The organism is Serratia sp. TSO36 (assembly GCF_057808395.1).
This window is the reverse complement of sequence record NZ_JBJZOU010000021.1, coordinates 64,690-85,758: the sequence shown is the minus strand read 5'-3', so window position 1 is coordinate 85,758 and position 21,069 is coordinate 64,690. Positions and strand designations below refer to the sequence as shown.

General features: G+C 60.0%; 20 protein-coding genes and 1 tRNA gene. 17 read left to right on the top strand and 4 right to left on the bottom strand.

From position 1 onward, the window contains the following. Positions 1-31 precede the first annotated feature (31 nt). Positions 32-1,528: a helix-turn-helix transcriptional regulator gene (locus tag ACK3CV_RS17925; RefSeq protein ID WP_164141648.1), complete on the bottom strand. Its 1,497-nt coding sequence runs from the start codon at positions 1,526-1,528 to the stop codon at positions 32-34. Positions 1,529-1,755: 227 nt separating this feature from the next. Here ACK3CV_RS17925 and ACK3CV_RS17920 point away from each other — a divergent pair, with 227 nt between their 5' ends. From ACK3CV_RS17920 to ACK3CV_RS17905, 4 genes are all read left to right on the top strand, one after another. After that, positions 1,756-2,727, top strand: coding sequence for a YrzE family protein (locus ACK3CV_RS17920; protein WP_164141650.1), 972 nt, complete (start codon positions 1,756-1,758; stop codon positions 2,725-2,727). A 1-nt stretch (position 2,728) separates the two neighbouring features. Next, positions 2,729-2,950: a hypothetical protein gene (locus ACK3CV_RS17915; RefSeq protein WP_004936288.1), complete on the top strand. Its 222-nt coding sequence runs from the start codon at positions 2,729-2,731 to the stop codon at positions 2,948-2,950. 704 nt (positions 2,951-3,654) lie between these two features. Then, the gene (locus ACK3CV_RS17910) at positions 3,655-4,455 is read left to right on the top strand and encodes a helix-turn-helix domain-containing protein (RefSeq protein ID WP_164141652.1); all 801 of its coding nucleotides are present in this window, start codon (positions 3,655-3,657) and stop codon (positions 4,453-4,455) included. Between the two features lie 20 nt (positions 4,456-4,475). Further along, a complete protein-coding gene (locus ACK3CV_RS17905) occupies positions 4,476-5,750 on the top strand; it encodes a lactonase family protein (RefSeq protein ID WP_239504661.1) in 1,275 nt (424 codons plus the stop codon). A gap of 94 nt (positions 5,751-5,844) precedes the next feature. Here ACK3CV_RS17905 and ACK3CV_RS17900 read toward each other — a convergent pair. After that, positions 5,845-5,919, bottom strand: a tRNA-Arg gene (locus ACK3CV_RS17900). A 129-nt stretch (positions 5,920-6,048) separates the two neighbouring features. Beyond that, complete coding sequence (locus tag ACK3CV_RS17895; RefSeq protein ID WP_033653720.1) at positions 6,049-6,975, bottom strand: formate/nitrite transporter family protein; 927 nt, start codon at positions 6,973-6,975, stop codon at positions 6,049-6,051. Between the two features lie 220 nt (positions 6,976-7,195). Between ACK3CV_RS17895 and ccmA the strand changes: the two genes are divergently transcribed. The 10 genes from ccmA (at position 7,196) to mlaA (ending at position 15,048) form a co-directional block, all read left to right on the top strand. Next, complete coding sequence (ccmA, locus tag ACK3CV_RS17890) at positions 7,196-7,828, top strand: cytochrome c biogenesis heme-transporting ATPase CcmA (protein ID WP_033635398.1); 633 nt, start codon at positions 7,196-7,198, stop codon at positions 7,826-7,828. Continuing rightward, positions 7,828-8,487, top strand: coding sequence for a heme exporter protein CcmB (gene ccmB / locus ACK3CV_RS17885; RefSeq protein WP_025303731.1), 660 nt, complete (start codon positions 7,828-7,830; stop codon positions 8,485-8,487). The genes ccmA and ccmB overlap by 1 nt, the downstream gene beginning before the upstream one ends. A gap of 119 nt (positions 8,488-8,606) precedes the next feature. Further along, positions 8,607-9,344, top strand: a complete 738-nt coding sequence (locus tag ACK3CV_RS17880) for a heme ABC transporter permease (protein WP_060388083.1) — start codon at positions 8,607-8,609, stop codon at positions 9,342-9,344. After that, on the top strand, positions 9,341-9,577 hold the full coding sequence (ccmD, locus tag ACK3CV_RS17875) for a heme exporter protein CcmD (protein WP_004936267.1): 237 nt from the start codon (positions 9,341-9,343) through the stop codon (positions 9,575-9,577). Before ACK3CV_RS17880 ends, ccmD begins: the two co-directional genes overlap by 4 nt. Next, on the top strand, positions 9,574-10,068 hold the full coding sequence (gene ccmE, locus ACK3CV_RS17870) for a cytochrome c maturation protein CcmE (RefSeq protein ID WP_004936264.1): 495 nt from the start codon (positions 9,574-9,576) through the stop codon (positions 10,066-10,068). Before ccmD ends, ccmE begins: the two co-directional genes overlap by 4 nt. Next, a complete protein-coding gene (locus tag ACK3CV_RS17865) occupies positions 10,065-12,035 on the top strand; it encodes a heme lyase CcmF/NrfE family subunit (protein ID WP_164141654.1) in 1,971 nt (656 codons plus the stop codon). Before ccmE ends, ACK3CV_RS17865 begins: the two co-directional genes overlap by 4 nt. Continuing rightward, entirely contained in the window at positions 12,032-12,583 is a 552-nt protein-coding gene (locus ACK3CV_RS17860) for a DsbE family thiol:disulfide interchange protein (RefSeq protein WP_015378623.1), read from the top strand. Before ACK3CV_RS17865 ends, ACK3CV_RS17860 begins: the two co-directional genes overlap by 4 nt. Beyond that, a complete protein-coding gene (locus ACK3CV_RS17855) occupies positions 12,580-13,047 on the top strand; it encodes a cytochrome c-type biogenesis protein (protein WP_033635396.1) in 468 nt (155 codons plus the stop codon). The genes ACK3CV_RS17860 and ACK3CV_RS17855 overlap by 4 nt, the downstream gene beginning before the upstream one ends. Then, a complete protein-coding gene (gene ccmI / locus ACK3CV_RS17850) occupies positions 13,047-14,261 on the top strand; it encodes a c-type cytochrome biogenesis protein CcmI (RefSeq protein ID WP_060421985.1) in 1,215 nt (404 codons plus the stop codon). The genes ACK3CV_RS17855 and ccmI overlap by 1 nt, the downstream gene beginning before the upstream one ends. Positions 14,262-14,289: 28 nt before the next feature. After that, entirely contained in the window at positions 14,290-15,048 is a 759-nt protein-coding gene (gene mlaA / locus ACK3CV_RS17845) for a phospholipid-binding lipoprotein MlaA (RefSeq protein WP_033635394.1), read from the top strand. A gap of 116 nt (positions 15,049-15,164) precedes the next feature. Here the strand turns inward: mlaA and fadL are convergent, their stop codons facing one another. Next, a complete protein-coding gene (gene fadL / locus ACK3CV_RS17840) occupies positions 15,165-16,493 on the bottom strand; it encodes a long-chain fatty acid transporter FadL (protein ID WP_489009883.1) in 1,329 nt (442 codons plus the stop codon). 399 nt (positions 16,494-16,892) lie between these two features. Here fadL and ACK3CV_RS17835 point away from each other — a divergent pair, with 399 nt between their 5' ends. The 3 genes from ACK3CV_RS17835 to fadJ all read left to right on the top strand — a co-directional run bounded on the left by ACK3CV_RS17835 (position 16,893) and on the right by fadJ (position 20,861). Beyond that, positions 16,893-17,189, top strand: a complete 297-nt coding sequence (locus ACK3CV_RS17835; protein ID WP_072265018.1) for a YfcZ/YiiS family protein — start codon at positions 16,893-16,895, stop codon at positions 17,187-17,189. A 196-nt stretch (positions 17,190-17,385) separates the two neighbouring features. Then, positions 17,386-18,696 carry an acetyl-CoA C-acyltransferase FadI gene (gene fadI, locus ACK3CV_RS17830; protein WP_041036112.1) on the top strand — a complete coding sequence of 437 codons (1,311 nt, stop codon included), beginning with the start codon at positions 17,386-17,388 and terminating at the stop codon, positions 18,694-18,696. Beyond that, positions 18,696-20,861, top strand: a complete 2,166-nt coding sequence (gene fadJ, locus ACK3CV_RS17825; protein ID WP_164040037.1) for a fatty acid oxidation complex subunit alpha FadJ — start codon at positions 18,696-18,698, stop codon at positions 20,859-20,861. The genes fadI and fadJ overlap by 1 nt, the downstream gene beginning before the upstream one ends. The last annotated feature ends 208 nt before the right edge of the window (positions 20,862-21,069 follow it).

Sequence of the window (21,069 nt, the reverse complement as noted above, 5' to 3'; positions counted from 1 at the left end):
TTTGCATCGGTACGGATAGTGCATTTGCAGGCTACTTGCCGTTCCTGGCGGCCAGCCCGCCGGTAAACAGCCCGCGTTCTCTGGCCCAGACGATGGCTTCGCTACGGCTGTGCACGCCAAGTTTGGAATAGACCGTCGCGACATGGTTGCGAATGGTGTTGAGCGCCAGATTGAGACGCGCCGCGATTTTCTTGTCCGGCAGCCCCTCGCAAATCAATTCCAGCACATCGCGCTCGCGCGGCGTGAGATCGCTGGCGGTCAATCCGGCCTGGTCGGGCCGGTTGATGCTTTTCACGTTGGCCAGTTTTTCAATCAGGGTTTGGCTGAACCAGGAGGCGTCCTGCATCACTTCTTCGATGGCGCTGACCAGCTCCAGCTCCGAGCGTTTGCGTTCGGTAATGTCCATGAGCACCAGCAGGTAGCAGGGCGCATTGTGGATGCTGACGGCATCCGCCGAGGCCACGCAGTCGATCGACTCGCTCCCTTTCTTGCGCACCCGGATGTCCAGCCCTTCGACGTTGCCGCTTTTTTCCAGCGCGGCAAACAAACGGCGGTTCGCCTCGGGATCGTCAATAAACGGGATCTCATCGATCGTCTTGCCGATCAAGGCTTCGGCGTCGTACTCGGTGGTGCGGGTGAAGGCTTCGTTGACGTCCAGCACGCGCCGCTCGTGCGCGGTACACAGCAACGTCGGCACCGGGCTCAGGCGAAATGCCTTGGCGAACCGCTCTTCACTTTCCCGCAGCGCCGATTCCGCCTGGCGCCGGGGTTCGAGATCGGTAAAAGTGAACAGCATGCAGTCGTCTTCATTGATGTCCAGCGGTTGGCCGGCAACCACCACCAGCTTGCTTCCGCCACCGGGCAGTTTCAGCTCGGCCTCCATTTGCGGAATGGTGGCGCCTTCCCCCAGGCGCTGTATCGCTAGATCTTTGTGCTCCGCCTGTTCCAAAACGTCGAGTTCATAAACCGAACGGCCCATGACCTGTTCACGCTGGTAACCGGTCATATCGAGGAACCCCTGATTGACCTTGACGTAGCGCAGGTCGCTTAGCCGACAAATGACCGCCGGCGCCGGATTGGCGTTGAAGGTTTTTTCAAAGCGCTGTTCGGCGCTGGCCCACTCCGTCGCGTCGCTCAGGATCAGCGCCAGCAGCTCCGGTTGCCCCTGCGCATCGGTGATAATCAGGCTCCGCAGGCGGTGCACCCAGAAGCTATCCGGATCGTCAGCTTGCCGAACCTCCACCACCACATCGGTGAAGGTCTCGCCATCGGCAACCCGGTTCAGCGGATACTGTTCCAAAGCCAGCGGATGATTGTTGCGATAGCGCAGGGCAAAACGCGCCGCGTACTCGCCGGCATTGGCCCCCAGGGCTTTCTGATGACTCACGCCATGCATGGCCAAGGCGGCTTCGTTGGCCCAGAGCAGCGTTTGATCGGTATCCGTCAGGATCACGCCGTCGGACAAGCCGGAGATGATTTGCTGCAGGTGGCCGCGGTGGGTTTCGCTGGCCAGGACGGATTGGCTCATGTGTTCTCCGCTAGACAGAAGGGAGCGGCCTCTGACCGGGGCCGCGGGTTACGCTACTCGCTGAGCAGCTTAGTGCATAACGTGCGTATTCGCAGGGTGTGAATGCACTAGTCATTCTGGCGCAAATGAACCGGGACGGCCGACGACGCCGCGCGGCAGACTGCATCTGTCTGCGCGGTTATCCGCCGTGCGTGCAATCACTTGTCCAGAAAATATAAGGAACAACGATGACCACTGTCTATGAATCAAATCGCTTTGCGTTTCAGGTGTCATGGGGCTCGATATTGGCCGGGAGTGCCGTGGCGCTGGTGACTTATCTGATCTTCAGCGTGCTGGGCACGGCTATCGGCGCCCAGGCCGTGGATATGATGCAAAAGGGTAACCCGCTGAGCGGCTTTGGCACCGGCACCGGGATCTGGCTGCTGGTTTCAACGCTGGCGTCGCTGGCCGCAGGCGCGTTCGTCGCCGGCCGCACCGCACCGAACCGCGGCGGCTTGCATGGCCTGCTGAGCTGGGCGATCACCACCTTGCTGACCACCTGGCTGGTGGTTTCATTGGCGAGTGGCGTGGTGGGGCTGGCGGGCAGCGCGGTGGGCAAAGGGCTTTCGCTGGCGGGCAGCGGCCTGGCGGCGGCGGCGCCAAACGTGGGCGAAGGCCTCAAGCAACAGCTGGATAAAAAGGGCATCAGCCTTGACTGGGGGAGCCTGGAAAACCAGTTGAACGCCACGCTCAAGCAGACCGGCAAGCCGGAACTGGATCCGGCTCGGTTGGAACAGAAGGCCGATAGGGCGACCGCCGACGGCAAGCAATCGGCCATGGACGCGGCTGCCGATCCGGCGCAGGCCGCCTCCGAGCTCAAGCAGTGGTTCGACCGCGTCAAGCAGTCCGGTGAGCCGACGTTGAGCGCCGCCGACAAGGATGCGCTGGTGAATATCGTTGCGGCGGGCACCGGCAAAAGCCGCGATGAAGCGAGCCAAATCGTCGATAACTATGCTCAGGCTTACCAGCAGGCGGTGCAGAAAGTGGAAAAACTCAAGGCCGAGGCCGAGCAGAAAGCGCGTGAAGCGGCCGACGAAGCGGCCAAACAGCTGTCGCGCGCCGCGTGGGGTTCGCTGTTGATGCTGCTGTTGGGCGCCGCGCTGAGCGCCGGCGTGGGGCGGATTGCCGAATCAACCCGCCGCACTGTCGCGGTAAGTTGAGATGAAAAAAAACCTGTCGTGCATCTCGCTGAATTATCGAAAAGTAGCGGGGGCCTCTGCTCCCGTGCTCGTCATCGATTTTTGCAACGAGAATAACGAGCGCTACACCCTGCGCTACAACCTGCCGCCGGATACCCCGGAACGCACCGAGCGGCGGGTTTCTTTGCTGCTGTATCTGTTGCGCAAGCACAGATCCGCAGAGATCGACAACCTGGCTGATTAATCAGGCCGTTAATGAAAGGCCCGGCCTTATGGGCTGGGCTTTTTACTGGGCAATCAGGCTATTCTGGCAACAACGCACGGTGCGAGTCGGCATGAGGCTTTTACGTTGGAGGGTCGGCGGTTCACGGTGGGCAAAGTCGCGCCCCAATTGGCGTGGAGGGTAAAATAGGGCATCGAGCAAGATGTGTTAAAACATCGGTTCTTCTCAGCGCAGGAAAAAAGATAAAAGAAGCTCCCTATTACGATCTGTGATTTTCTGGCCTGATGTTCAGAAAATGAGCCTGTCCCTATCTTCTTTTCAAACGCTGCTCATGCTTTTATTTATTAGCCTCAATAAGTTTTATCAGTCAGCCTGATTATAAAATGCATTTTAATTTGCAATGATGAAATTCCTATTTGGTTATGCAATTGGGATGCAAAAAAACACTTTAAGATAAAACAATTAACATAAAGTGTGATTTGCCCTGGCGTGGCAAATGCATCTTTAATGGATGCACTTTGCGTGGCACATTTTTTATTCACGTGTTTTTCGCAAGCGTATTTATATAACATGATCATTTTCAGTTATTTATATGATGACTTTTCCTATGCCGTAAAAATGGCGTTGCCAGGCTGATTTTTTTAGGATTAATCTTAATGACTTGATTTGGTTGGTTAACGATTTTAATGAAAAGGACACGTTTTTTATAAAAGCAAGGAGCGCGCATGGACTATCGAAAAGATATTCTTTTACAGGTGTTAGAGTATATGGAGAAGAATATTATAGAGGGACTTTCTGTTGAGAAAGTGTCTATTATCTCGGGTTACTCTAAATGGCATTTACAGCGGCTGTTTAAACATTATTTTGGCATTACGTTAGGGACTTATATCAGAAACAGAAAGCTGAGCCGATCCGCAATCTTGCTTAAACAACATCAAGGGAACATATTGGATGTCGCCTTGGCATCGGGCTTTGCCTCTCAGCAATGTTACACGCGGGCGTTTAAACGTTTCTTTGGCGAAACACCCAACAGCTTTAGGAACAGCCGGGGATGGGATTTCTCCACCCAGATCCCACCGTATGGCAGCGACAATAAACCCTATTTTTATCATACGGTCATGCCGGATGACATCGACATGTTGAAGCAGTACAAGGCATTGATTTTCCACTCCGTCAGGAAGTACAGAGATGCCAGTGACATTACCCAGACGAATGATAAATGGCTAAGTAAAAATGGGAGGGCTTATAGCGTAGAAAAAAGAAAAGGGGGGCGGCCGCATGCCAACGGCAAGGAGCAAGAGGTTTTTCATTCCATATTTAACTTCTATATACCCATGGGGAAATATATTGTTATCCCCTTTATAGGGGAGCTGCCTGAGTATATTGCCTTTTTTGAGGGCATCTATGACGCCCATCTGCCGGCTATTAATGTCAAAATGAGGGAGAGCTTTTTCATCGAATTATACAGGCACGAGCATTTAAACAGTAAGATCATCAATGTCGATATACTTATTCCTGTGGCGTAACGTTGAGAAAAGGAAACATCATGAGTATAGAGAAATCCCCCGATTCGATGAATAAGCGTCATTATGCGCGCCGTATGCTACCTTTGACATTGTCTGTGCCTGGCGGAGCGAGCGTGGCCGGTTTAGCCAGACAGGTCATTCAATTCGCGTTGGCATTAACTCTTTTCATGTTTTCAGGAAATTCGATGGCAAATAATCGGGAGCATCAGAAAATAGCGTTAGTCGGCACCTGGACCCATATTCCTGATGCGCCTGCGGTGCAGAAACCGGCGCACCCCAGTGAAGGCCTCTATCGTCTGGCGGTTAATGGCGACGGCACATTAACGCTGCTCGACGTGATTAAAATGAAAAGCCCGTCATGGATCGTAAAATCTCGCGATGGCCGTTTCGCCTATGTCACCAATGAGGAGAACGCGGGAACGGTCACTGCCTTGGCGATAGACAACGCCGGCGCCGTGCGGGTGCTGAATACGGTGAGCAGCGCGGGCCGGCAGCCGACGCATGCCACCCTCAGCCCGGATGGCAAGTTTCTGTTTGTCGCCAACTACTCCGTCGCCAAAGGCGGCGCGGGGGTGACGGTATTGCCGATTGGCGGTGACGGCAAACTGGGGGAACGGGTGCAGCATTATCCGTTCACGCTCGGCTCCGGCGCAGTGCAGGGGCGCCAGGAAGGGGGCCATGCGCACTCCACCACCTTCAGCCGCGATGGCCAATACCTGTACGCGGCGGATCTCGGCGGGGACAAGCTGCGCGCCTATCGCTATCGCTCGGACAACGCGCAGCCTTTGCAGGCGGATGCTTCGCGCGATGTCGCCTTCGCACCCGGCGCCGGCCCACGGCACATGGCGTTCTCGCCAGAAGGGGAATACGCTTACGTCATCACTGAAATGGCGAGTGAAATCGAGGTGTTTGCCGTCAGCGACCATCGATTGACGCGGCAAGGGAAGGTGAAACTGCACGGCGGGCAGGATTCAGCGGAGGCGAAAAGCGGTGGGGCAATAATCCTCAGCCCGAGCGGCAGATATCTTATTGCCACCAATCGCGGTGCCGATAACCACCTGCTGGTATTAAAAATTGGCGAGGATGGGCTGCCGGGCGCACCGACGCGCTATGAGGCCGGCGGCATTGAACCGCGTGCGCTCGCTTTCGATGCCGCCGGCAACCACCTCTATGTGACGAATGTGTTTACCAATACCGTTATGTTGTTCGATTTCGATGATGAGAAGGGCGAGTTGCAGGCCAGAGGGGAGGCGACGACGGTTTCTACTCCGACGGATATTAAGTTTTTTAATTGATGCCAATCATAACGCTCGGGGGAAATCGAATCTGAACGGGGGAAAAGGGCGGATTGCGGGTGCAGATGACGGGGAATGGCTGGATAAGAAAGAATGGTGTCCCCGACTGGAATCGAACCAGTAACTAGCCCTTAGGAGGGGCTTGTTATATCCGTTTAACTACGGGGACGCTGCGGGCCGGCAACCGAAGCTGCCGGGGCATTATACCTTTTTTTACCCGCAGAATAAGCGCTTAGCGGCGCGTTTGCTCAATACCTCGCCAGTTCATGCCGAAATTTCCTCGGCTAACCGACGGCGATCACGGTTTTTCCCCGCCGTGGCGCCGTTTTTCCTCTTGCAGGCGCGCCGCCCGGTTTTTGGCGCTCAAATCGTTGCGGATCTGCGCGTGGCTTATCAGCGCAAAGATAAAGGTGCCGCCGATGATGTTGCCCGCCAGCGTCGGCAGGGCGAACGGGTAAATGAATTCTTGCCATTCAATCGCGCCGTTGAACGCCAGATAGAGGATCTCGACCGAACCGACCACGATATGGGTCAGATCGCAAATCGCCACCAGGTAGGTCATCAGCACGATCACCCAGATTTTCGCCGCGCCGGCGGCCGGGAACATCCACACCATGGTGGCGATGATCCAGCCGGCCAGGATGCCGTTGGCGAACATTTCTCCCGGCGTATGGCGCATCACCTCTTCGCCCAGGCTGATGAAGGCGCCGCGCGTCTCGGCGTCGAACAGCGGCATATGGGTAAACGCCAGCGCCGCCAGCCCGGTGCCGATCAGGTTGCCGAGCAGCACCACCCCCCACAGGCGCAGCAGGATCAGCAGGTTGCGCGGCGTGGGTTTATGCATGATTGGCAATACCGCCGTGACGGTATTTTCGGTAAACAGCTGCTGGCGCGCCATGATGACAATGATGAAACCGAAGGTGTAGCCGAGGTTCTCGATGAAAAAGCGGCTGGGATCGTCCGGCAGGCGGGCGTGGAAAATGCCCTTTGCCGCCAGCGAGGCGCCCATCGACAGCCCGGCGGCGATCGCCGACCACAGCAATGCCAGCCAGTCGCGCTCCAGCTCTTTTTCGCCTTCCATCCGGATCTGTTCATGCACCGCCGCCGCGCGCGAGGGCAGATTTTCTTCCCTGACTTCGATTTCGCGCTTGCCCTGTTCCTGTTCTTCGCTCTCTACCTGCATCGTCTCATCCGGCTCGTGCTCCTGGCGTCGCTGTTCGTTCATGCTATCGCTCCTGCTTCATAAGGGTGAGTTCACGTCATTAAGCGTAGTTAAATGCGGCGAAATACAGAAAAAGGTAACAAGAGTTAAAATCCGCCGATTTTTTCCACGCATTCTTGATCCTGCTCGCCATATTGGCCCGTCGGCGCGCCCGCCGCGGGCTGCGTGCGGGGAAAGGCTTATGCTATGATTCGCTATCCCAAAGAAAAATATGAGTTCCCCGATGCTGGAAGCCAAAAGTCTGAGTTGCGTGCGCGATGAGCGCATCCTGTTTAGCGAGCTAAGCTTTTCAGTTCAGCCGGGCGATATCATTCAGGTAGAAGGGCCGAACGGCGCGGGCAAGACCAGTTTACTGCGCATTCTCGCCGGCCTGGCGCGGCCGGACGGCGGCGAGGTGTGCTGGCGCGGGCGCAACACGCTGCGCGATCGCGCGAATTACCAGCAAGATTTGCTGTTTATCGGCCATCAGCCCGGCATCAAAGCCGTATTGACGCCCTTCGAAAATCTGCAGTTTTATCAAGCGGTGCGCGGCGCGGCCGAGCATCAGGCCATCTGGCGCGCGCTGGAGCAGGTGGGGCTGGTGGGTTACGAGGATCTGCCGGTGGCGCAGCTTTCCGCCGGGCAGCAGCGGCGCGTGGCGCTGGCGCGGCTGTGGCTCAGCGCGGCGCCGCTGTGGATCCTCGATGAACCGCTGACGGCGATCGACAAACAGGGCGTGGCCGAGTTGATTAGCCTTTTTGAACAACATGCGCAGCGGGGCGGCATGGTATTGTTGACCACCCATCAGGATTTGGCCGGCGTCGGCCAAACGGTGGGCAAAATTCGTTTGGCGGAACACGACGCGGGGAGTTTGTGATGTTTTTGACCCTGGTGCGCCGCGAACTGAAGATCGCCTGCCGTAAAGGCTCGGAGATCGTCAACCCGCTGTGGTTTTTCCTGATAGTGATCACGCTGTTCCCGTTGGGGATTGGCCCGGAGCCGCAGTTGCTGGCGCGCATTGCGCCGGGCATCGTGTGGGTGGCGGCGCTGCTGGCCTCGTTGCTGTCGCTGGAGCGGCTGTTTCGCGATGATTTCCTCGACGGCTCGCTGGAGCAGCTGTTGCTGCTGCCGACGCCGCTGCCGATGACGGTGCTGGGCAAAGTGTGTGCTCACTGGGTCGTGACGGGTCTGCCGCTGCTGATCCTGTCGCCGCTGGTGGCGCTGCTGCTGTCGCTCGATATGCAGACCTGGCTGGCGGTGGCGGGGACGCTGCTGCTCGGCACGCCGACGCTGAGCCTGATCGGCGCTATCGGCGTGGGGTTGACCGTCGGCCTGCGTAAAGGGGGCGTGCTGCTCAGCCTGCTGGTGCTGCCGCTGTATATTCCGGTGCTGATCTTCGCCACCGGGGCGATCGACGCCGCTTCGATGGGCATGCCGATCGACGGTTACCTGGCGATACTCGGCGCGATGCTGGCGGGCAGCGTGACTTTGGCGCCGTTTGCCACCGCGGCGGCGCTGCGAGTGAGCGTACACTAGCTAACGTATTGAATGAACAGACGGGCAAGGCCGACAAGAGCGTACCCCGCAGAAGATTTTCGCCGTTTCGAACCCTCGGGGCGGCCGACGCATAAAAATTACCGTGAGCACTGACGACAATGTGGAAATGGTTACATCAACTGGCGCGGCCTGAACGGCTGTATCACGTCTGCGGCCGCTTTATCCCCTGGCTGGGGCTGGCGGCGGCGGCCTGCCTGCTGCTTGGCTGGGCATGGGGCTTTGGTTTCGCGCCGAAGGATTATCAGCAGGGCGACAGCTTCCGCATCATTTATATTCACGTGCCGGCGGCCATGTGGTCGATGGGCATCTACGCCTCGATGGCGGTGGCGGCGTTTATCGGCCTGGTGTGGCAGATGAAAATGTCCGATACCGTGGTGGCGGCGATGGCGCCGATCGGCGCGGTGTTCACCTTTATCGCGCTGGTGACCGGCTCCGCCTGGGGCAAGCCGATGTGGGGCACCTGGTGGGTGTGGGATGCGCGTCTGACCTCCGAGCTGGTGCTGCTGTTCCTTTATATGGGCGTCATCGCGCTGTACAACGCCTTTGAAGACCGCCGTCTGGCGGGCCGCGCCGCCGGGATTCTGGTGCTGGTGGGCGTGGTAAATATCCCGATCATCCATTTCTCGGTCGAATGGTGGAATACGCTGCATCAGGGCTCGACCAATATGCAGCAGTCTATCGCGCCAAGCATGCGCACCCCGCTGCGCTGGGCGATCCTCGGTTACCTGCTGCTGTTCGTCACGCTGACGCTGATGCGCCTGCGCAATCTGATCCTGTTCCAGGAGCGCCAGCGCCCGTGGGTCGCCGGGCTGGTGAATAAGGAGCGTCAGCCATGAATGCCGCATTCGATTCCTGGTCGGCGTTTTTCGCCATGGGCGGTTACGCCTTCTATGTTTGGCTGGCGGTCGCCGCCACGCTGATTTCGCTGTTGGGGCTGGTGGCGCACACCGTCTGGCAACGGCGGCAGTTGCTCGCCGAGATCGGCCGCCGTCAGGCGCGCGAGCGGCGCATTCGCCATGCGCAACAATCAAAACAAAAATCCGCCGCACCGCGGGAGAAATCATTGTGAATCCACGTCGTAAAAGCCGCCTTTATCTGGCGATCGTTGTGCTGATCGGCATCGCGCTGACCGCGACCCTGATGCTGTACGCGCTGCGCTCCAATATCGATCTGTTCTATACCCCGGGTGAAATTTTGCAGGGCAAGGGCGAAAATCATGAGAAGCCCGAGGTCGGCCAGCGGCTGCGCATCGGCGGCATGGTGATGCCGGGCTCGGTGAAACGCGATCCCAATACGCTGCAGGTCAGCTTCAAGATTTACGACGCGCGCGGCGCGATCGGCGTGACCTACACCGGCATTCTGCCGGACCTGTTCCGCGAAGGGCAGGGCGTGGTGGCGCAGGGCGTGCTGGGTGAGGGCAACGTGGTCAACGCGCGCGAAGTGCTGGCCAAACACGACGAGAAATACACCCCGCCGGAAGTGGCCGACGCGATGAAAGAGAACCACAAAGGCCCGGCGGAAGCGTATAACGCGCCGCAGGCGGAGGGCGCCAAGTCATGATGCCGGAACTGGGCAGTTTTCTGCTGTGCCTGGCGCTGGCGATCGCGCTGCTGCTGAGCATTTACCCGCAGTGGGGCGCGGCGCGGCAGGACAGCCGCATGATGGCGGTGGCCCGGCCGCTGACCTACGGCATGTTCGCCGCGATAGCGCTGGCGTTCCTGTGCCTGGTGCACGCCTTCGTGGTCAACGATTTTACCGTCGCCTATGTGGCCACCAACTCCAATACCCAACTGCCGGTGTATTACCGCATCGCCGCCACCTGGGGGGCGCATGAAGGTTCGCTGCTGCTGTGGGTGCTGCTGCTGAGCTGCTGGTCGCTGGCGGTGGCGTTGTGCAGCCGGGCGATGCCGCAGGATGCGGTGGCGCGGGTGCTGTCGGTGATGGGGATGATCACCGCCGGTTTCCTGCTGTTCATCATCATGACCTCCAATCCGTTCACCCGCACGCTGCCGAACTTCCCGATCGACGGCAGCGATCTCAACCCTCTGCTGCAGGATATCGGCCTGATCTTCCACCCGCCGCTGCTGTATATGGGCTATGTCGGCTTCTCGGTCGCCTTCGCGTTCGCCATCGCCTCGCTGATGGCCGGCCGGCTCGACACCGCCTGGGCGCGCTGGTCGCGCCCGTGGACCACAGCCGCCTGGGTGTTCCTCACGCTGGGCATCGTGCTCGGATCGGCCTGGGCCTACTATGAGCTGGGCTGGGGCGGCTGGTGGTTCTGGGATCCGGTGGAAAACGCCTCCTTTATGCCGTGGTTGGCCGGCACTGCGCTGATGCATTCGCTGGCGGTGACTGAAAAACGCGGCACGTTCAAAGCCTGGACGGTGCTGCTGGCGATCACCGCCTTTTCGCTGTGCCTGCTGGGCACCTTCCTGGTGCGTTCCGGCGTGCTGGTCTCGGTGCACTCCTTCGCCTCCGATCCGGCGCGCGGCATGTTTATTCTCGCCTATCTGGTGATCGTGATCGGCGGTTCGCTGCTGCTGTACGCGGTCAAGGGCGGCCAGGTGCGCAGCCGGGTGCAGCACGAGACCTTCTCGCGCGAGACCTTCCTGCTGGGCAACAACGTGCTGCTGATCGCCGCCATGCTGGTGGTGCTGTTGGGCACGCTGCTGCCGCTGGTGCACAAACAGTTGGGGCTGGGCAGCATTTCGATCGGCGAGCCGTTCTTCAACACCATGTTCACCTGGCTGATGGCGCCGCTGGCGCTGCTGTTGGGCATCGGGCCGCTGGTGCGCTGGCGCCGCGATGAGCCGGGCAAGCTGTGGCGCCGCCTCGGCGTGGCGCTGCTGGTGACGCTGGCGCTGTCTATTCTGCTGCCGTGGCTGTTGCAGGACAGCATCGCCGGCATGACGGTGGTGGGCCTGATTATGGCGCTGTGGGTGATCATCCTGACGCTGATGGAGCTGCATGAGCGCGCCACCCATCGTCACGGTTTCTGGCGCGGCCTGCGGCAGCTGTCCCGCAGCCACTGGGGCATGGTGCTCGGCCACCTCGGCGTGGCGGTGACGGTGATCGGCATCGCCTTCAGCCAGAACTACAGCGTGGAGCGCGACGTGCGGATGAAGGCCGGCGACAGCGTGGATATCCACAACTATCACTTCGTGTTCCGCGACGTGCACGACATTCGCGGCCCGAACTACAGCGGCGGCGTCGGCATCATCGACGTCACGCGCAACGGCAAGCCGGAGGCGACGCTGCACGCGGAGAAACGCTACTACAGCGTGGCGCGCAGCATGATGACCGAGGCGGCGATCGACGGCGGTTTCAGCCGCGATCTGTACGCGGCGCTGGGCGAGGAGCTGGAGGACGGCTCCTGGGCGGTGCGCCTGTATTACAAACCCTTTGTGCGCTGGATTTGGTTCGGCGGCGTCTTTATGGCGATCGGCGGCCTGCTGTGCATCCTCGACCCGCGTTACCGCATGAGCAAAAAACTCAAGCGCGAAGGCAAGCTGGAGACGCAACCATGAAGCGCAAGCTGCTGTTTATCCCGTTGGTCCTCTTCCTGCTGCTGGTGGCGGCGCTGATGGTGCAGCTGACGCGCAACGCCGGCGGCGAAGATCCGACCATGCTGGAATCGGCGCTGATCGGCAAGCCGGTGCCGACCTTCAGGCTGGAATCGCTGGATCAGCCCGGCAAAACCTACGATCAGGCGGTGCTGCGCGACGGCAAGCCGATATTGCTCAACGTCTGGGCCACCTGGTGCCCGACCTGCCGCGCGGAACACCAGTATCTCAACACGCTGGCGGCGCGCGGCGTGCGGGTGGTCGGCCTGAACTATAAAGACGATCGCGCCAAGGCGGTGACCTGGCTGAATTCCCTCGGCAATCCCTACGCCCTCAGCCTGTACGACGGCGACGGCATGCTGGGGTTGGATCTCGGGGTCTACGGCGCGCCGGAGACCTTTCTCATCGACGGCCAGGGGATTATTCGCTATCGCCACGCCGGCGACATGAACGAGCGCGTCTGGCAGCAGGAAGTGCTGCCGCTGTATAAAAAGTACGGAGGTGAGGCATGAGGCTGATTGTCCTGCTGTGCGCCGCGCTGCTGAGCTGGAGCGCCGCTGCGGCGATCGATACCTATCGCTTCAACTCCGTCGAGCAGGAGCAGCAGTATCGCGAGTTGACCGAACAGCTGCGCTGCCCGAAATGTCAAAACAACAGCATTGCCGATTCCAACGCCATTATCGCCGCCGACATGCGCACCAAGGTGTACGAGCTGATGATGCAGGGGCAAAGCAAGCAGCAGATCATTGATTACATGGTGGCGCGCTACGGCAATTTCGTCACCTACGAGCCGCCGGTAACGCCGGCGACGCTGATCTTGTGGATCGGCCCGCTGCTGTTCGTGCTGATCGGCGGGGCGGTGGTGATCCTGCGCGCCCGGCGCCGGCCTGGCGCGGCGGTGGACGATGCATTCTCCGAACGGGAACGGCAGCGCCTGGCGGCGCTGTTGCAAGAGACTGACAGGAAGAAACCCTAATGGCTTTTTGGCTGATTATTTGCGTGTTGCTGGCCGGCGCCGCCGCGTTGCTGGTGGTGCCGGCAATGCGCCACGGCAAGCAGAGCGCCGCCACGCGCGATGCGTTGAACAAGGCTTTTTATCAGGATCGTCTCAGCGAGCTGGAGCAGGACGAGCAGCAGGGCGTGGTGGCCGAGCGCCCGGAGCTGGTGAAAGAGCTGCAACAGAACCTGTTGAACGACATCCCGGCCGAGCAAGCGGCGCAGGCGAAACCGATCAATCGTTGGGCGCTGGTGCCGGGCGTGCTGTTATTGCTGGCGGTGACCGTTGGCTTTTATCTGAAAACCGGCGGATTGGCGCAGGTGCTGGACTGGCGTCTGGTGCAGGCGCAAATGCCGGAATTGCGCGAGCGCGTTGCCAATGAGCGCGCCAAACCGCTGAGCATGGAAGAGATCGCCCGCCTCGGGCTGGGGCTGCGCACCGCGCTGCAGCAGGACGATCGCAATATCAACGACTGGATGATGCTGGGGCGCGTCGGCATGGCGTTGAACAACGCCACCACCGCCACGCAGGCGTTTGCCCATGCTTATCAATTGGATCCGAATAGTCTGGAAGTGCGGCTCGGCTATGCCGAGGTCTTGACGCGCTCCAACGATCCGGAGGATAACAAGCAGGCGACGCAGCTGCTGCGGCGCATGATCGCGGAAAACCACGGCGATCCGCGGGTGCTGAGCCTGTTGGCGTTCAATGCCTTCGAACAGGGCGATTTCAAGCAGGCGATCGGTGCCTGGCAGGTGATGCTGCAGCTGCTGCCGGCCAACGATCCGCGCGCGGAAGTGATAAAGCGCAGCATTGCACAAGCAAAAGCCCAGGCAGGCGGAGAAAATGTTAAACTGAATGTGACCGTTTCGCTGTCACCGCAGGCGGCGAAAGCCTTGCCGCCGCAGGGGACGCTGGTCATTTCGGTCACTGACGGCGTCAGCCCGGTGCCGGTGGCGGTAAAACAATTGCCGCTGAGCCGTTTTCCGCTGTCTTTCTCTCTGGATGACAGCAACGCCATGATGCCCGAGCGTCTGCTCTCGGCGCAGCATCAGGTACAGGTGCGTGTGCGCCTCTCACAGGACGGATTGGCCACGCCGCAGCCGGGGGACTGGTTCGGCGAAAGCTCGCTGCAGACATTCAGCGGTAAAGAGCAGGTTAGCGTTCAGATAAACAAGCAGGTCACTGAAAAATAAGACCGAACGTGTTTTTATGGAGAAAAATATGAACTTTCGCCTGACTGGGGTGGCATTCGCAACGGTATTACTGGTGGGCTGTGCCAGCGCGCCAGACAACGATCCGCAAGGGCGTTCCGATCCTCTGGAAGGATTCAACCGGACGATGTTCGACTTCAACTACAACGTCCTGGATCCCTATATCCTGCGTCCGGTCGCGGTGGCCTGGCGTGACTACGTGCCGATGCCGGCGCGTAACGGCATCAGCAACTTCACCTCCAACCTGGAAGAGCCGGCCAGCATGGTCAACGCCTTCCTCAAGGGCGACCCTTACCGCGGGATGATTCACTTCAACCGCTTCTTCCTGAACACCCTGCTCGGGATGGGCGGCCTGATCGACGTGGCTGGCATGGCCAACCCGAAACTGGCGCGCGAAGAGCCGAACCGCTTCGGCAGCACGTTGGGGCATTACGATGTGGGTTACGGCCCGTACGTGATGCTGCCGGGCTACGGCAGCTTCACCCTGCGTGAAGACGGCGGCGACTTTGCGGATACGCTGTATCCGATGCTGAGCTACCTCACCTTCTGGATGTCGGCGGGCAAATGGGTGGTCGAGGGGATCGAAACCCGCGCCCAGCTGCTGGATTCCGACGGCCTGCTGCGCAACTCCTCCGATCCTTACATCATGGTGCGCGAAGCTTACTTCCAGCGCCACGATTTCATCGCCAACGGCGGCTCGCTCAAGCCGGAAGAGAACCCGAACGCCAAGGCGATTCAGGGCGAACTGGACGAGATCGACTCGCAGTAATCACGGGCGTCACGCCAATGAAAACCCGCCGGCAGGCGGGTTTTTTATGCCGGCGGCACGCGGCAGGCAAAGAAAAAGCGCCCCGCGGGGCGCTTTGGCATCCATCTCAGGCGAGATTAGAAGCGGTAGTTGAAGTTGGCGCCATACAGCCAGGCTTTACCTTCAGAGTTGAAGGTGTAAGGGCCTTCTTTGATGGTGACTTTCTGGCCGTGCATGTAGGAAACGCCGACGTCGACCGACGCGTCTTTGTTGAACGCATAGGTGGTACCGGCACTCAGCCAGAAGCGATCCTGATCCGGAATGGAAATCGAACGGTTCTGTGCTGGCACTGGGCTGTCATCGAAGGCGATACCGGTACGGAAGGTCCAGTTGTCGTCGTAGAAGTAGGTGGTACCCAGCGCGATGCGGTAAGCGTCTTTGAAGCCTTCATGCTTCTCGAACAGCGTTTGGCCGTTGTTGCCGGTGGCTCTCAGCTCCTGGAACTGGCTCCAGCTGGTGTAGGCCAGGCTGTAGTGGATGGCCCACTGCGGCGCCACTTTGTTGTAACCGGACAGCTCCCACATTTCCGGCAGGTGCAGGCTCAGAGAACCCGGAATGGTGTTGCCGTTGGTGCCCCACGGAAGACCTCTAGAGGTCAGCAGCGGGTTGAAGGCAGAAGGCAGGCTGCTCTTGTAATCGCCGTCGAAGTCGATTTTCACTTCAGAGCGGTAGGTGAGGCCGTAACGGTTGTTTTCATCCACTTCGTACAGAATACCGGCGTTCCAACCGAAGCCCCATTCGTCGCCTTTCAGGTGCGAAATCTGGGTATCTGCCGGGATCTGCGAAACAGGGCCGGCTAGCTGCGGCGGTAATTGGCCTGAACCGGCGATGAGCTTCGGCAATTCACCGGCGTAACGTTCCAGTTTGGCTTTGGCGTACACCGCATCGAAGCCCAGACCGAAGCTGAAGTGTTGATTCAGACGGTATGCGCCGCTGAGGTTCAGGTTGAGGGTGGTCAGATCGGTCTTGCCGCCGTAAGCGCCGGCGGTATAGCCGTCGTTGAATTCTGTCGCCAGACCGTAGTTGCTGGTGACCGAGCCGCCTACGGCGAACTGATCGTTAATCGGGTGAACATAATGCAGGTTCGGTACCCAGGCGGTCGGCGCGATGTTTTTCGAATCCAAACTGGCGCCGGAAGGGGATTGACCGGTAATGTCAACGTCCGGGTCGATGAAGACCGCGCCGAAAGAAAGTTCCGGGCGGGTATACATCATCAGCAACGCCGGGTTGCGGCTTGCCGAGGCCGCCGTATCCGCCATGGCGCCTTCGCCAGAATACGAACGTCCTAAACCAGCTGATGAGAACTCATTCAGCTGGAATCCTGCGGCAGACACGTTTGAAGAGATAATTGCCACTGCAGCTGCGAGAGCTGATTTAGTCAATAGGTTTTTCTGGCTCATGACCAAAACCTCATTATGTGTTTATTATTTAAACTATTGTTACACGAGGTAACAAGGAGCGCGGGATTGTAGGGTCCGTTATCGTTCAGACAAATCAGACCAGTGGCTGAAGTATAGGTCTGACCTGTGAAAATGTTGCAAGTTTGTTTTTGAAATATTTCTAACCTGATATCAAAAAAGAGATCTGCTTAACAAAACGCCAGCGGTAAATAACAAAATTCTTACCATTCCTTAGCAGGCGCTCATTTTTATTTGTGATTTCCATCACTTAAAACACCCATTAAAAGTAAGTGCTAGTGATTGCCGGCGTGGAAGCGTAAAATACCTGCAGAATTTTGTGGCTTTGTGCCGGTGAGTAAAACGGCAATTTGGGCTGATAACCGAGGCCTTTGAGGAGAACCAATCATGTCAGATGCAATTAATAAATGCAGCGCCCAGGAAACCGCCGCGTGTTGCTGTGTGGATGTCGGCACCGTGATGGATAACACCGATTGCACCGCGTCCTACAGCCAGGTGTTCAGCAATCAACAAGATGCGGAGGCGATGCTGGCCGCCCTGAGCGAAAAGGCGCGCGCGGTCGAATCCGACCCTTGTGACATCAGCAGTAGCATTAAACCGGTTGACGGCGGCGTGCAGTTGGCGGCCGATTTTACCTTCGCCTGCCAGGCGGAAACCCTGATCTTCCAGCTCGGCCTGCGTTAATCCCCGTTTTACCCCGGCGCCGCCTGCCGCGTGCCGGGGATTCCCTTTCCCCACACCGCCCCCGATAGAAAGTGCGCCTGCTCGCAGTTTTGATCTCTGCCGGTTTGCCAAATGTAACCGTTTGGTTAACAATGACCTCATCAGGTCAGACCTCTTTCTGCCCATTGCGCTGACGTTATTTTCTTCAGGAGCATTTATGAGTAAGGCACTGCCGTTGGTGACCCGTCATGGTGACCGCATTGCGATTGTGAATGGACTGCGTACCCCCTTTGCCAAACAGGCGACTGCCTATCACGGCATTCCGGCGGTGGATTTAGGGAAAACGGCGGTGAGCGAGCTGTTGGCGCGCAGCGGCATCGATCCGCAGCTTATCGAACAGCTGGTGTTCGGCCAGGTGGTGCAAATGCCCGAGGCGCCGAACATCGCGCGTGAAATCGTGCTGGGCACCGGCATGAGCGTCCATACCGACGCCTACAGCGTGTCGCGCGCCTGCGCCACCAGCTTCCAGGCAATCGCCAACGTGGCGGAGAGCATCATGGCCGGCAGCATCAGCGTTGGCATCGCCGGCGGGGCGGATTCTTCTTCCGTCTTGCCGATCGGCGTCAGCAAGGCGCTGGCGCGCACGCTGGTGGACGTCAACAAGGCGCGCACGCTGTCGCAGCGTCTCAAACTGTTCAGCCGGCTGAAATTCCGCGATCTGATGCCGGTGCCGCCGGCGGTGGCGGAGTATTCCACCGGCCTGCGCATGGGCGATACCGCCGAGCAGATGGCGAAGAGCCACGGCATCACCCGCGAGGCGCAGGATGCGCTGGCGCACCGTTCCCACGAGCTGGCGGCCAAGGCCTGGCGGGAAGGGTGGCTGCGCGACGAGGTGATGACCGCCTATGTGCCGCCTTACCGCGCGCAGCTTTCTGAAGACAACAACATCCGTAAAGACTCCAGCCTGGCTTCCTACGCCAAGCTGAAACCGGCGTTCGATCGCAAGCATGGCAGCGTCACCGCGGCCAACAGCACGCCGCTGACCGACGGCGCGGCGGCGGTGCTGATGATGAGCGAGTCGCGCGCCAAAGAGCTGGGGCTGCAGCCGCTGGGCTATTTGCGCAGCTTCGCCTTCGCCGCCATCGACGTGTGGGAAGACATGCTGCTGGGGCCTTCCTACGCTACGCCGCTGGCGCTGGATCGCGCCGGCATCGGTCTGGCCGATCTGACGCTCATCGACATGCATGAAGCCTTCGCCGCGCAAACGCTGGCCAACCTGAAGATGTTCGCCAGCGAAGAGTTCGCCCGTGAGAAGCTTGGCCGCAGCCAGGCGATCGGTGAGGTGGACATGGACAAATTCAACGTCTTGGGCGGTTCCATCGCCTATGGCCACCCGTTCGCCGCCACCGGCGCGCGCATGATCACCCAGACGCTGCATGAGCTGAAACGCCGCGGCGGCGGGCTGGGCCTGACCACCGCCTGCGCCGCCGGCGGGTTAGGGGCCGCGATGATCGTGGAGGTGGAATGATGAGCTTTGAAAACGCACTGCACGAACAGCGCGCCAAACCGTCGGCCTTTCAGCTGACGATTCGCCCCGACAACATCGGCGTGATCACCATCGACGTGCCGGGCGACAAGGTGAACACGCTCAAGGCCGAGTTCGTCGAACAGGTCAACGACGTGCTGATCCGGGCGCAGCAGCATACCGCGCTGGAAGGGCTGGTGATCGTTTCCGGCAAGCCGGACTCGTTTATCGCCGGCGCCGACATCACCATGATTGCCGCCTGCACCAGCGCCAAAGAGGCGGAAACGCTGGCCAAGAAAGGGCAGAGCACGTTGGCGCAGATCGCCGCGTTCCCGGTGCCGGTAGTGGCGGCCATTCACGGCGCCTGCCTGGGCGGCGGCCTGGAATTGGCGCTGGCCTGCCACGGGCGCGTCTGTTCGCTGGATGACAAAACCGCGCTCGGGCTGCCGGAAGTGCAGCTGGGCCTGCTGCCGGGCTCTGGCGGCACGCAGCGCCTGCCGCGCCTGGTCGGCGCCGCCAAGGCGCTGGACATGATCCTGACCGGCAAGCACATTCGCGCCCGTCAGGCGCTGCGCATGGGGTTGGTGGACGACGCCGTGCCGCAGTCGATTCTGTTGCAGACCGCCATCGAGCGGGTGAAGCAGGGCTGGAAGCATCAGCGCGAGCTGCCGTGGCAGGATCGCCTGCTCAACGGCCCGCTGGGCAGAAGTCTGCTGTTCAGCATCGTGCGCAAGAAAACGTTGGCGAAAACCCACGGTAATTACCCGGCGGCGGAGCGCATCATTCAGGTGGTGCGCACCGGGTTGGATCACGGCAGCGCCAGCGGCTATGAGGCCGAAGCGCGCGCCTTTGGCGAGCTGGCGATGACGCCGCAGTCGGCGGCGCTTCGCAGCCTGTTCTTCGCCTCCACCGCGCTGAAAAAGGAGCGGGGCGGCAATGCCCAGCCGCACGCCCTGCATCGCGTCGGCATTCTCGGCGGCGGCCTGATGGGCGGCGGCATCGCCTGCGTCACCGCCACCCGCGGCGGATTGCCGGTTCGCATCAAAGACATCAATGAAACCGGTATCAACCATGCGCTGAAATACAGTTGGGACGTGCTTGGCAAGCGGGTGCGCCGCAAGCGCATGCGCGCTGCGGAACGGCAAAAGCAGATGATGCTGATCTCCGGCTCTACCGATTACACCGGCTTTGAACAGGTGGATATCGTGGTCGAGGCGGTGTTCGAAGATCTGGCGCTGAAGCAGCAGATGGTGGCCGAGGTAGAAGCCAACTGCGCGCCGCATACCGTGTTCGCCTCCAATACTTCCTCGCTGCCTATCGGCCGCATCGCCGAACAGGCCCAGCGGCCGCAGCAGGTGATCGGCCTGCACTACTTCAGCCCGGTGGACAAGATGCCGCTGGTGGAAGTGATCCCGCACGCCGGCACCAGCGAAGAGACCATCGCCACCACCGTGGCGCTGGCGCACAAGCAGGGCAAAACCGCCATCGTGGTGGGCGACAGCGCCGGTTTTTATGTCAACCGCATCCTGGCGCCGTACATCAACGAAGCGGCGCGCTGCCTGCTGGAAGGCGAGCCGATTGAGTCGCTGGACAAGGCGCTGGTGGACTTCGGTTTCCCGGTCGGCCCGATCACCCTGCTGGATGAAGTGGGCATCGACGTCGGCACCAAGATCATCCCGGTACTGGTCGAGGCGCTGGGGCCGCGCTTCGCCGCGCCTGCCGCGTTCGATGCGGTGCTGAAAGACGGGCGCAAAGGGCGCAAGAACGGCCGCGGCTTCTATCTCTACCCGAGCGAAGGGCAGCAGCGGCAGCGGCGCAAACGTGCGGATACCTCATTGTATACGCTGCTCGGCGTCACGCCGAAGGCGCACATGCTGCCGGCGACCGTCGCTCAACGCTGCGTGATGATGATGCTGAACGAAGCGGCGCGCTGCCTGGACGAAGGCGTGATCCGCAGCGCGCGCGACGGCGACATCGGCGCGGTGTTCGGCATCGGCTTCCCGCCGTTCCTCGGCGGCCCGTTCCGCTATATGGACGAGCTCGGCGCCGAGAAAGTGGTGAAGACGCTGGACTACCTGCGTCAGCAGCACGGCGAGCATTTCGCCCCGTGCGAACGCCTGCAGCGCATGGCGCAGCAGGGCGAGCGCTTTTACCCGCTGGGGAGCTGAACGCAGGGCGGCCCGATTTGCACTATAGTTGCAACAGGGCCGCGTTGTGATCGCCATCACTCCTTGCAACAGCGTCAGCCGGTGAGGCTGTACAGCGAGGCTGCGGCAGCGGTAAGTTAGCTTGACCGCCATCAATAAATTTCATGGCGGAAAGGTTAAAATTTAACCCGTTGAATTGATTGTTCTGTGAGCAATCGAGGTTTGCCCG

Bases quoted from the DNA above. Each gene is read 5' to 3' on its own strand.
- ACK3CV_RS17910 (WP_164141652.1), top strand. From the start codon at position 3,655: ATGGACTATCGAAAAGATATTCTTTTACAGGTGTTAGAGTATATGGAG.
- ACK3CV_RS17855 (WP_033635396.1), top strand. From the start codon at position 12,580: ATGAGGCTGATTGTCCTGCTGTGCGCCGCGCTGCTGAGCTGGAGCGCC.
- fadJ (WP_164040037.1), top strand. From the start codon at position 18,696: ATGAGCTTTGAAAACGCACTGCACGAACAGCGCGCCAAACCGTCGGCC.
- ccmI (WP_060421985.1), top strand. From the start codon at position 13,047: ATGGCTTTTTGGCTGATTATTTGCGTGTTGCTGGCCGGCGCCGCCGCG.
- ccmA (WP_033635398.1), top strand. From the start codon at position 7,196: ATGCTGGAAGCCAAAAGTCTGAGTTGCGTGCGCGATGAGCGCATCCTG.
- ACK3CV_RS17895 (WP_033653720.1), bottom strand. From the start codon at position 6,975: ATGAACGAACAGCGACGCCAGGAGCACGAGCCGGATGAGACGATGCAG.
- ACK3CV_RS17865 (WP_164141654.1), top strand. From the start codon at position 10,065: ATGATGCCGGAACTGGGCAGTTTTCTGCTGTGCCTGGCGCTGGCGATC.
- ACK3CV_RS17860 (WP_015378623.1), top strand. From the start codon at position 12,032: ATGAAGCGCAAGCTGCTGTTTATCCCGTTGGTCCTCTTCCTGCTGCTG.
- ACK3CV_RS17905 (WP_239504661.1), top strand. From the start codon at position 4,476: ATGAGTATAGAGAAATCCCCCGATTCGATGAATAAGCGTCATTATGCG.
- ACK3CV_RS17920 (WP_164141650.1), top strand. From the start codon at position 1,756: ATGACCACTGTCTATGAATCAAATCGCTTTGCGTTTCAGGTGTCATGG.
- ACK3CV_RS17915 (WP_004936288.1), top strand. From the start codon at position 2,729: ATGAAAAAAAACCTGTCGTGCATCTCGCTGAATTATCGAAAAGTAGCG.
- ACK3CV_RS17835 (WP_072265018.1), top strand. From the start codon at position 16,893: ATGTCAGATGCAATTAATAAATGCAGCGCCCAGGAAACCGCCGCGTGT.
- ACK3CV_RS17880 (WP_060388083.1), top strand. From the start codon at position 8,607: ATGTGGAAATGGTTACATCAACTGGCGCGGCCTGAACGGCTGTATCAC.
- ACK3CV_RS17925 (WP_164141648.1), bottom strand. From the start codon at position 1,528: ATGAGCCAATCCGTCCTGGCCAGCGAAACCCACCGCGGCCACCTGCAG.
- ccmD (WP_004936267.1), top strand. From the start codon at position 9,341: ATGAATGCCGCATTCGATTCCTGGTCGGCGTTTTTCGCCATGGGCGGT.
- ccmB (WP_025303731.1), top strand. From the start codon at position 7,828: ATGTTTTTGACCCTGGTGCGCCGCGAACTGAAGATCGCCTGCCGTAAA.
- mlaA (WP_033635394.1), top strand. From the start codon at position 14,290: ATGAACTTTCGCCTGACTGGGGTGGCATTCGCAACGGTATTACTGGTG.
- fadI (WP_041036112.1), top strand. From the start codon at position 17,386: ATGAGTAAGGCACTGCCGTTGGTGACCCGTCATGGTGACCGCATTGCG.